Here is a 9,949-nt window from a genome sequence, read left to right as displayed (position 1 = left end):
GGACGCTACGCCTGCAGATCCAGCGCACGGAGTGCGGAGCTCGTGGGGGCGTCGGCGGCGGCGCGGCCGACCGGGAGGTAGGGCTGCCGGGAGGCGGAGGCGGGCATCGCGTCGACGCCGTAGCCGCCCGTCTCGTCGCCGCCCGCGCCGAGCTGGCGCATGAGGTGGTCCAGGAACGCGAGCTCCTGCTTCATCAGCGCGCGGTTGGCGCGGTGCTCGCGGGCGATCTCCTCCAGCAGGCCGCGCAGCTCGCCGCTGCGCTCGCGGGCGGCGGCCGCCATCGCGTCGCCGAGCAGCTGGCCCATCGCGTCGAGCGTGACGACGTACGCGGGGACGCCGAGCGCCTGGCCGGCGCGGGTGAGCAGGCGGGCGCGCTCCTGCTCCAGGCCCGCGCGGCGCTCCATCTCCGCCTGGATCTCCTCGAGCTGCACGAGCACGGTCGCGACGTCCTTCTCGCGGATTGCGCGGCTCTGGCCGAGCACGTGGGCGAGCAGCCGCCGGCCCGACGCGAGCTGCGCGTCGAGGTGGGCGAGGACCTCGGCCCCGAAGGCGTTGGTGGGGACGAGCGTGCTCATGCGGCGGCGACGTCCCGGCTGATCTGGGCGGCGAGCCCGAGCCCGCCGGCGCCGATGACGGCGTCGGCCAGCGCTCCGGGCAGCATGTCCTTGTAGGTCTGGGTGGCGGCGGAGGTCGACTCCTCCTCCTCGCCCGCGGCCTCGGTGCTCGCCGACAGCTGCTTGGTGAGCTGCTCGACCAGCTGGCGCTCGAAGCCCAGCGCGGCGGTGTACGCCTCGCGCTGCTGCGCGGTCCCCGAGCGGATCTCCGCCGGGAGGAGCGCCTGGTCGACGGGGCCGACGGAGGTGCTCATCGCTTGACCCCGTTGGCGACCTCGAGCATCTGGTCCTGCATCTGGATCGCCTTGCTGGCGAGCTCGAAGGCGCGCTGCGTGCTGATCATGTCGGTCATCGCGCTGCCGATGTCGACCGTCGAGGACTCGAGCGCCCCCTGCTGCACCGACGTCGTGGCGGGCGCGGCGGTCGGCGCGCCGCTGCCGCGCGTGGCGAAGAAGACGTTGTCCGCACCGCCGTCGAGCGCCCCGGGGGCGGTGACGGTGACGAGCCGCAGCCGGCCCGCCGCGCGACCGTCCGCGGTGATCGTGCCGTCGGCGCCGATCGCGATCCGGTCGGGCTGCGTGCCCGCGGGCAGCGTGATCGACGGGTCCATCAGCAGCCCGCCGGTCGCGGTGACGAGCCGGCCGGTGGCGTCGAGCCGCAGCTGGCCGTCGCGGGTGAGCGCCTGGCGGCCGTCGGGCATCCGCACGGCGAGGAAGCCCTCACCGGTGATCGCGACGTCCAGCGGCTCGCCGGTCTGCTTGATCGCGCCCTGCTGCGTCGTGCGGCCGAGCGTCCGGACGGCCGCGCCGCTGCCGAGCTCGACCCCGTCGGCGCCGCCGCGGGCGGCCTGCGTGTAGACGAGGTCGCGGAACGCGACGCGGACGTGCTTGTAGCCCGTCGTCGAGACGTTCGCCAGATCGTTGCCCAGGCTGTCGAGCCTGCGCTGCTGTGCCGCCATGCCGGCGGCCGCGGTGTACATGCCTTCCAACATCCGGATCTCCAGTGCGGAGTGAGGGTTCGCGAGTGAGGGCTCGCGCCGGTTCCGTCCGGTGGTCGGTCAGGCGGGGCGCAGCTTGAGCGCGGTCGGACGTGCGTCCAGGTCCGTCCGCCGGATCCGGGGACCCGGCGGCGGCGCGCGGCTCAGCCGGGCAGGTTGCCGACCTGGCCGGAGGCCAGGCGCAGCGTCTCGTCGATCGTGGTGATCGCCCGCTGACCCGCCTCGAAAGCGCGCAGCGACCCGATCATCTCGATCATCGTGCGGGACGCGTCGACGCCCGAGGTCTCGATCGCCCCGGTGCGCACCGTGCCGGTCTCCGCGCCGCGGTCCGGCGTGCCGGTGTAGCGGCCGTCCCCGGCCTTCGCGACGTTCGTGAGCGCCACGACACCGACCCGCGCCGGGTCGACGGTGCCGTCCGCGTTCAGCCGGACGGGCCGGCCGTCGGCGCCGAGCACCGGGTCCCCGGCCTGGTCGACGAGGCGGCCCTGCGCGTCGGCGGTGAAGCTGCCGTCGCGCGTGTAGCGCACGCCCTGCGCGGTCTGCACCTGGAAGTAGCCCTCGCCCGCGACGGCGAGGTCCAGCGGCTCGCCGGTCTCCTTCAGCGTCTGCGGCGTGAGGTCGGTGCGCTTCTCGGCGATGATCGCCCCCGCCCCGAGCGTGCCGACGGCGGCACCGGAGCGGCGGTTCACGAGGTCGAGCTCCCGCGCGAAGCTGTGCTGGCTCACGCGGTCGGACTTGTAGCCGGGGGTGGAGGCGTTGGCCAGGTCGTTGGCGAGCTGGTCCTGACGGACCTGCTCGGCGAGCATCCCGGACGCCGCGATGTAGAGGCCGCGTTCCATCTCGGGCCGGATGGTCGGCCGGGCGCCCGGCGGGTTGACCGGGGCGGACGGACGGTCGAGGTCCGTCCGGCGGGGGTGCGGCGGCCGCGTCACCCGCGTGGTGTCGCGGACCTGGGCGAGCCGGGGACGGGGCGCCCGGGCCCGCCGGCCGACGGGGCGGGCGCGTCCACCGTCGGCATCGGGCGGGAGGCGACCTCGGCGGCTTCGCTCGCGGGGACGCCGAAGATCCGCAGCACCGCTGCCGCGTGCGCGACGCCGACGTCCCCGACGAACCGGCCCTGGAGCGCGGCGCGGACGGTGGCCAGCAGCGCGCCACCGGAGGCGACCAGGGCGATCGCCGCGTCGTCGACGGCGAACCGGCCCGCCGCGATCCCGCGTTCGAGGTCGCGCGCGGCGTAGGGCCCGAGAGCGAGCGAGACGACGTCGTGCGACGCCTCCAGCCGGACGAGCAGCCAGCCCAGGTCGGTGTCCCGGAGCGCGTGCTGGATCAGTGCGCGGTGCGCGACGCTGACGATCTCCGCGACGTCGTCGACCCCCTCCGTCGCGGCGTCGATCGCTGCGGCGAGACCGACGGCCTGCTCCTCGACGAGGGCGGCCACGATCGCGTCCTTGCTCTCGAAGTGGTTGTAGAAGGAGCCGAAGCCGATGTCGGCCTCCTCGGTGATCTCGTTGATCCGCGTGGCGTCCACGCCCTGTCGTGCGAAGACGACGCGAGCGCCGTCGAGCAGGCGCGCCCGGGTCTCGGCCTTGCGGCGCGCCCGGCGATCGGACGGCGCTGGGGGGGACGCGTCGTTGGCCATGCGGAGATCGTAGCGGCATGGTGATTGCGCCTCACAAGATTGACAAGATCATCAGACTTGAGATAGCTTGTCATCCATGCCGGACATCGCCAGCCCGCTCCCGATCCCCGCGAGCCGCGTCGCGGACGTCCTGAAGGTCGCGATCGACGTCGCACACCGCGCCACCCGTCCCGAGCTCCAGGGCCTCGAGCACGTCCCGACGAGCGGGCCGTTCATGCTCGTCGGCAACCACCAGCTCCTCGGCATGCAGGATCTCCCCACCCTCGTCCGTGAGCTCGAGCGCCGACGCGGCGTCCGCGTCCGAGGGATGGGGGACAGCTTCCACTTCGCGGTGCCGGGCTGGCGTGACCTCCTGATCCGCATGGGGGCCGTTCCCGGCACGCGCGAGAACTGCGCCGCGCTCCTCGCCGCGGGCGAGGCCGTCCTCGTCTTCCCGGGCGGCGCCCGCGAGGTCTACAAGCGGCGGGGCCAGCGATACGAGCTGCTCTGGGGCGAGCGCACCGGCTTCGCGCGGATGGCGATCGAGGCCGGAGCCCCGATCGTCCCCTTCGCCGCGGTCGGCGCCGAGGATCGCTTCGACGTGCTCCTCGACATGGACAGCCGGCTCGCCGCCCCCGCGCGCGCGGTCGCACGGCGAGTGGGGCGCCCCGACCTGGGCACCCTCGTGGTCAAGGGCTCCGGCTTTGCCGGTCTGCCCGGGACCGACCGCCTCTACTTCCGCTTCGGCGCCCCGATCCCGACGACCCCGTGGTCCGGTCGGGCGAGCGATCCCGACGCACGCGCCGAGTGCCGCGACCTGGTCCGGGCCGAGATCGAGGCCGGCATCGCGGCGCTCCGCGCCCGGCGCGAGACCGACGACCAGCGCGCCCTGCTTCCTCGTGTCCGCCACGCCATCTCCTCCTAGCTCGAAAGGCTCCGCCATGAAGCTCCGCTCCACACCCGACGGCGTCATCGCCGAGACCGCGGCCGGCTGGGTCCGCGTCGACCACGACGGTGACCTGCTCTCGTTCCTGGCGCTCACGCCCGCTGTGCGCGAGGCCGCCCTGACCGCCACCGCCGCGGACCCGTCGACCGCCGGCCTGCCGTTCCGGCCGCGCTCCATGCGCGCGTTCATGCTCTACGAGGACCACGTCATCGCCTCCAGCCGCGTGCTCGCGACGAAGTTCTTCCCGGCGCCCGTCCCGAAGGTGATCGCGACGTTCGAGCGCGTCACCGGAAAGACGTTCCCGAAGCTCAGGCCCAACGCCCGGTTCAAGGAAGCCCCGACCTTCTACGTCGGCAACCACGCGGCGACGCTCGCCGACGGCGAGGAGATGTGGTGGCCGAAGCACACCCGGTGGCTCGACTTCGAGCTCGAGCTCGCGTGCGTGCTCGCGAAGCCGCTCGTGGATGCCAGCCCGGAGGAGGCGCTCGAGGCCGTCGGCGGCTGGGTCGTGCTGAACGACTGGTCCGCCCGGGAGGTGCAGGCCGACGACGCGCGCCGTAACGTCTTCGGTCCGGTCGTCAAGGCGAAGACGTTCTGCAACTCGATCGGCTCGGACGTCCTCACCGCCGACGCGCTGCCCGACTGGACGGCGGCCACCGGCCGCGTCCGCGTGGACGGCGAGGTCTGGTGCGAGGGCAGCGCGGCGAACCCCCAGCACACGCTCGGCGCGATGCTGGCCTACTGCTCCGCGGGCGAGCGGCTCGACGCCGGCGACGTGCTGTCGATGGGCACGCTGCCCGGCTGCTGCGGCCTGGAGCTCGACCGCTGGATCCGCGTCGGACAGACGATCGAGCTCGAGATCGACCAGATCGGCACCCTGACGAACACGATCACCGAGACGGCAGTCCCGGTCTGATGGTCGACGTCCTCGTCTGCGGCCTGGGTCCCGTCGGGCAGCTGCTTGCGCTGCTGCTCGGCGACCAGGGCGTCCGCGTCCTGGCGATCGACCGGGCGGACGACGTGTACCCGCTCCCGCGGGCGGCGGTCGTGGACGACGAGGTCCTCCGGATCCTCCAGGCCGTCGGCCTGGACGGCGCGGTGCTCGCCGACGCCCAGGTGCAGGCGGGCGCGAGCGTCGTCACCGAGGACGGCCGCGCGGTCGAGGTCCTCGCCGCGTCGGTCGGTCGGCTGGGCCATCCGCCGCTCGTGTCGATCAACCAGCCGGCGATGGAGCGCACCCTCCTCCGCGCGCTCGCCGACCGGCCGACGGTGGAGGTCCGTCGTGGCGTCGATCTGGAGACGATCGACCGTCGGGCGGACCGCGTCGACGTGCACGTCAGGCCGACCAGCGGCGGGCGCGGCGAGAGGCTCTCGGCCCGCTATCTGATCGGATGCGACGGCGGTGGCAGCGCGGTCCGTGCGCGCCTGCAGGTCCCGTTCGTGGGCCGAACGGCCCCGCAGCGCTGGATCGTCGTCGACGCGCTGGTCGACCGGCCGCTCGCCCGCGTCCCGCATCCGCACTTCGTCGGGCGGGCCGCCCGGCCCACCGTCACGCTCCCGATGTCTCCGGGACGCCACCGCTGGGAGTGGATGCTCCACCCTGGCGAGGACCCGGCGCCGTTCCTCGAGCCGGCCGCGGTCCGCGCCGCGCTGGACGAGTGGCTCGACGGCGAGACGGTCGAGGTCGAGCGCGCGGTCGTCTACACGTTCCACACGCGCACGGCCGCGACCTGGCGACGCGGGCGCGTGCTGCTGGCCGGGGATGCCGCGCACGTGATGCCACCGTTCGCGGGCCAGGGGTTCTCCTCCGGCGCGCGCGACGCGGCGAACCTCTCGTGGAAGCTCGCCGCCGTCCTGGGCGGGGCGCCCGAGGCGCTGCTGGACAGCTACGAGACCGAACGCCGACCACACGTGGAGGCGATGCAGCGCACGGCGAACCTCATGGGCGGGATCGTCCAGGCGACCTCGCCGTGGGTCGTCCGCGCGCGGGACGCGTGGCTGCACGCGATCGACGGGACTCGCGTCCAGCGGTTCCTCGCCGCGAACGTCAAGCCGCTGCCGACCTACGGCGCCGGCGCGTTCTCCCACCCGCCGCACCGTCTGCCGCCGCGGCGCGCCGTCGGGACGCTCTTCCCCCAGACCGGGCGACTCGACGACCGTCTGCCGCGCGGCTGGGTCGCCGTGACGACCGACGCGGTCGCGGCCTCGCTCTTCGAGGCGGCCGGCGTCGCCGTCGCCGACCCGGGCGCCGACGGCGCGTGGCTGCACGACCGGGCGCTGACCTTCGCGCTCCTGCGTCCCGACCGGTTCGTGTTCGCGGCGGGCCGCGTGGCGGATGTCGGGCAGGCGGTCGCCGCCCTTCGCGGGGTGTCGGCGACGTGATCGCCGTCCTCGGAGCGACCGGCCGGATCGGCGGCGAGGTCATGCGGCTGCTCGAAGCGCGCGGCGCGCAGGCACGGGCGCTGCGACGGCCCGAGGTCGACCTGCGCGACGAGCCCTCGGTCCGGCGGGCGCTCGACGGCGCCACCCGGCTGTTCCTCGTCACCCCGCACGGTCCCGAGCAGGACCTGCTCGAAGCGGCCGCGGTCCGGGCCGCGGCCGACGCGGGGATCGGGCACGTGGTGAAGGTCTCCGGTGGCGCCGCATCGCTGGGTCCCAACGGCGCGTCCGCCACCGCGACCGCCCACTGGCGGACCGAGCAGCTGCTCGGGGCGTCCGGGATGGGCTTCTCCTTCCTGCGACCGTCGATGTTCCAGCAGGGCGTGCTCGGGCTCCCGCGCGTCGGGCCGGTGCTCGTCGCCCCGCTCGGCCGCGCGCCGATCGCGATGATCGACCTGCGCGACGTGGCGGCCGTCGCCGCGAGCGTGCTGCTGGACCCGACGCCGGCGACCGGGGCGTGGCAGCTCACCGGTCCACGCGGCGTCACGCTCGCCGAGATCGCCGCGGCGGTGGGAGCGCGCTATCTCCCGATCCCCGCCCGCCTGGCCGCGCGCGGGCTCGCCCGTCGGGGGGCATCGCCCTTCGAGATCGAGCACGTGGTCCGCATGGCCGCCTACTTCGCGTCGGGTGCCGACGGCACGCCGACCGATCACGTCGAGCGGCTCACCGGCCGCGCGCCTCGCCCCGTCGAGGCGCTCCTCACCGAGACCAGCTGAACAGGAGATCCCATGGTCACCCGCATCGGGCACATCGCCCTCAACGTCGCCGACCTCGACCGCGCCGTCGACTTCCAGGAGCAGGTCGTCGGCCTGACCGAGGTCGAGCGTACCGCGGGCGTGGCGTACCTCACGTGCAACGACCGTCATCACGAGCTGATCCTCGTGCAGGACGGCAGCAACCGTGGCTACGACCACCTCGCGATGCAGGTCGAGGACGCCGCGGCGCTGGAGCGGGCCAAGAGCGCACTGCCCGCCGCGGGCGCGACGCTCCTCGGCGGGGTCTACGACGGCGAGCCGGGCATCGACCGGGCGCTGAAGGTCCTCTCGCCGGGCGGGCACGTCTACAAGCTGTTCTGCGGGATGGAGACCGTCGACGTGCCGCTGCGGGACGGGCGGCCGACGCACTTCGAGCACGTCTCGACGAAGGTCTGGAACCACCGTGCGGAGGATCGCTTCCTGGAGGCGATGGGCTTCCGCAACGCCGACCGGATGGGGGTGCTGGCGTCCTGGTGGCACTGTGACGACGACCACCACGGCATCGCGCTGACGCGGGCCCCGAAGGCGGAGCTCTCGCACTACGCCTACGCGTTCCCGGATCTCAACGCCCTGGGTCGGGTCGCGGACAGGCTCCGCGCGCACCGCGGGCGCAAGTGCATCTGGGGGCCGTCGCGTCACGGGCCCGGCAACAACCACTTCCTCTACCTCCATGACGAGGACGGGGCGATGGTCGAGTGCTGCTCCGAGCTCGCGCAGATGCGTGAGGGCTACGAGCCGAAGACCTGGTCGATGCATCCCGGCACGATCAACCAGTGGGGCGGTCCGCCGCCGCCGCGGTTCCTCCTCACCGGCTTCCCGATCGCGCGCCCGACGCCGGGCCGCCCGTCGTGGGCGTCCTCGCCCGGCCGGACCCCGGCGGGTGCCGAGGCGTGAGCACCACGCTCGTCCGGCCGTCGAGCACCCAGCTCGCGGCACGGCCGACGCGGCTGCGCTGACCCGCGGCGCTAGCCCAGCGCCGCGTCGACCAGCGCGGTGGCGGCGGCGCGCGCGGCGGCGGCGACCGACGCGGGGTCGCGCAGCTGCGCCTGCACGATCGCGCCGTCGAAGAGGATCGCGAGCTGGTCGGCGAGCGCGTCGGGGTCGGCGGCGCCCGCGGCGACCGCGCGGGCGTGGAAGTGGTCGCGCGTGGCCGCCTTGTGGCGGGCGGCGACGACGCTCGCCGGGTGGTCGGCGTCGGCGAGCTCGAGCCGCGCGTTCATGAACGGGCAGCCGCGGAACCCGCGCGAGGCGAACCACGGGTCGAGGAGCGCGAAGGGGGCGAGCAGGGCGCCGCGCGCGCCGCCCTCGGCGTGGTCGGCCGCGGCGGCGAGCAGTGCGAGCGCGGGCTCGTCGCGCGCGACGAGGACGGCGGCGACGAGGTCGTCCTTCGTCGCGAAGTGCCGGTACAGCGTCATCTTCGAGACGCCCGCCTCGGCGGCGATCCGGTCCACCCCGACCGCGCGGATGCCCTCCCGGTGGAAGAGCTTCGTGGCGGTGTGCAGGACGCGGTCGCGGGCGGCGCTCATCTCGTGAAGACGAGCTTGACGTAGTCCTCGACCAGGGCGTCGGCCGCCTCGTCGAACGGGACCACGCGCGTGGTCGCGGGGCCGGGGTCGAACGTCCCGGCGGCCAGCAGGTCGAGCACGGCGGGCGCGTCGCGGCGCGCGTGGATCCTCCCGGTCACGAACGTCGAGCCCATGACGTACATGCCGAGCAGCGGGAACGACGGCACCGTCGCCGGGTCGAAGTAGATCGCGGTGCTGGTGCAGATCCCGTCGCGGTCGAGGCTCCCGAGCGCCAACGCGAGGCCCTCGCGGCTGGCGCTCGCGTCGACCGTCACCGGGAAGCGGCGGTCGACGCGGTCGGGGACGTGGTCGAGCGTCCGCGCCCCGTACGCCTGCGCCAGCGCGCGCCGGCCCGGGTCGGCGTCGACGTAGAGGACGTCCTCGCTGCCCAGCGCGACCGCCTGCCCGGCGGCGTACACGCCGATCGACCCGGACATCGCGCCGCCGACCACGAGCACCGGGGCGCCCGGGCGCTGCGCCAGCGCCGGGGCGACCGCCCGGTACGCGTCGGTGAGGTTGTCCGACGCGCCCGCCGCCACCTCGGGGGCGAGCCCGTCGGGGAGCCGGACGAGCATCGCGTCCGCGTACGGCACGAGGACGCGGTCGGCGAGGAAGCCGCCGAAGCGCGTCAGCTCCTCCCCGAACCCGAAGCCGTAGGTGGTGCCCAGCGCCTCGGTCTCGCAGTTGCCGCTGCGCCCGGCCCGGCACGCGCCGCAGGTGCCGCAGGAGATCTGGAACGGCACGAGCACGCGGTCGCCCGGCCGGACCGTGGTGACGCCGTCGCCGATCTCGAGCACCTCGGCGACGCCCTCGTGGCCGAGCGTGAAGGGGGCCGGGAACGGGGAGCGACCGGACACGATCAGCGCGTCGAGGTCGCAGGTGGCCACTGCGAGGTGGCGGACGATCGCCTGGCCGTCGCCGGCGAGGACGGGGTCGGGGGCCTCGCGCCACTGCAGGTCGCGGGGGCCGAGGTAGGTCAGGGCACGCACGAAGCGATACTGTACCGTTCTGTATC

12 protein-coding genes are annotated in these 9,949 nt (G+C 74.6%); 5 read left to right on the top strand and 7 right to left on the bottom strand.

Going from position 1 to position 9,949, the window contains the following annotated elements; all coding sequences use genetic code 11:
* Window positions 1-5: 5 nt before the first annotated feature.
* From flgN to C7Y72_RS05780, 5 genes are all read right to left on the bottom strand, one after another.
* The gene (gene flgN, locus C7Y72_RS05800; RefSeq protein ID WP_107567632.1) at window positions 6-575 is read right to left on the bottom strand and encodes a flagellar export chaperone FlgN; all 570 of its coding nucleotides are present in this window, start codon (window positions 573-575) and stop codon (window positions 6-8) included.
* On the bottom strand, window positions 572-868 hold the full coding sequence (locus C7Y72_RS05795) for a rod-binding protein (RefSeq protein WP_107567631.1): 297 nt from the start codon (window positions 866-868) through the stop codon (window positions 572-574). The genes flgN and C7Y72_RS05795 overlap by 4 nt, the downstream gene beginning before the upstream one ends.
* Window positions 865-1,593, bottom strand: coding sequence for a flagellar hook-basal body protein (locus C7Y72_RS05790; protein WP_158276672.1), 729 nt, complete (start codon window positions 1,591-1,593; stop codon window positions 865-867). Before C7Y72_RS05790 ends, C7Y72_RS05795 begins: the two co-directional genes overlap by 4 nt.
* A 161-nt stretch (window positions 1,594-1,754) precedes the next feature.
* Window positions 1,755-2,450, bottom strand: coding sequence for a flagellar hook-basal body protein (locus C7Y72_RS05785; RefSeq protein ID WP_146175273.1), 696 nt, complete (start codon window positions 2,448-2,450; stop codon window positions 1,755-1,757).
* 89 nt (window positions 2,451-2,539) lie between these two features.
* Complete coding sequence (locus C7Y72_RS05780) at window positions 2,540-3,250, bottom strand: TetR/AcrR family transcriptional regulator (protein WP_107567628.1); 711 nt, start codon at window positions 3,248-3,250, stop codon at window positions 2,540-2,542.
* A gap of 76 nt (window positions 3,251-3,326) precedes the next feature.
* Here C7Y72_RS05780 and C7Y72_RS05775 point away from each other — a divergent pair, with 76 nt between their 5' ends.
* From C7Y72_RS05775 to C7Y72_RS05755, 5 genes are read left to right on the top strand one after another with little or no spacing between them, the layout of a single operon-like run.
* Window positions 3,327-4,154 carry a lysophospholipid acyltransferase family protein gene (locus tag C7Y72_RS05775; RefSeq protein ID WP_107567627.1) on the top strand — a complete coding sequence of 276 codons (828 nt, stop codon included), beginning with the start codon at window positions 3,327-3,329 and terminating at the stop codon, window positions 4,152-4,154.
* A gap of 16 nt (window positions 4,155-4,170) precedes the next feature.
* Window positions 4,171-5,091, top strand: coding sequence for a fumarylacetoacetate hydrolase family protein (locus C7Y72_RS05770; protein ID WP_107567626.1), 921 nt, complete (start codon window positions 4,171-4,173; stop codon window positions 5,089-5,091).
* Window positions 5,091-6,557, top strand: a complete 1,467-nt coding sequence (locus C7Y72_RS05765) for a bifunctional 3-(3-hydroxy-phenyl)propionate/3-hydroxycinnamic acid hydroxylase (protein WP_107567625.1) — start codon at window positions 5,091-5,093, stop codon at window positions 6,555-6,557. Before C7Y72_RS05770 ends, C7Y72_RS05765 begins: the two co-directional genes overlap by 1 nt.
* On the top strand, window positions 6,554-7,330 hold the full coding sequence (locus C7Y72_RS05760) for an NAD(P)H-binding protein (RefSeq protein WP_107567624.1): 777 nt from the start codon (window positions 6,554-6,556) through the stop codon (window positions 7,328-7,330). The genes C7Y72_RS05765 and C7Y72_RS05760 overlap by 4 nt, the downstream gene beginning before the upstream one ends.
* Window positions 7,331-7,342: 12 nt before the next feature.
* Complete coding sequence (locus C7Y72_RS05755; protein WP_107567623.1) at window positions 7,343-8,263, top strand: VOC family protein; 921 nt, start codon at window positions 7,343-7,345, stop codon at window positions 8,261-8,263.
* A 71-nt stretch (window positions 8,264-8,334) separates the two neighbouring features.
* On the opposite strand, the gene C7Y72_RS05750 is transcribed toward C7Y72_RS05755, so the two are convergent.
* Both C7Y72_RS05750 and C7Y72_RS05745 read right to left on the bottom strand, forming a co-directional pair.
* Window positions 8,335-8,895 (bottom strand): TetR/AcrR family transcriptional regulator, encoded by a 561-nt coding sequence (locus C7Y72_RS05750; protein ID WP_107567622.1) that lies wholly within the window; start codon window positions 8,893-8,895, stop codon window positions 8,335-8,337.
* Window positions 8,892-9,923: a zinc-dependent alcohol dehydrogenase gene (locus tag C7Y72_RS05745; protein WP_199223863.1), complete on the bottom strand. Its 1,032-nt coding sequence runs from the start codon at window positions 9,921-9,923 to the stop codon at window positions 8,892-8,894. Before C7Y72_RS05745 ends, C7Y72_RS05750 begins: the two co-directional genes overlap by 4 nt.
* Window positions 9,924-9,949 lie beyond the last annotated feature (26 nt).

Origin of the sequence: Paraconexibacter algicola (assembly GCF_003044185.1) — a bacterium.
In the GTDB taxonomy this organism is placed as follows: domain Bacteria; phylum Actinomycetota; class Thermoleophilia; order Solirubrobacterales; family Solirubrobacteraceae; genus Paraconexibacter; species Paraconexibacter algicola.
This window is presented reverse-complemented; position numbering and strand designations above follow the sequence as displayed.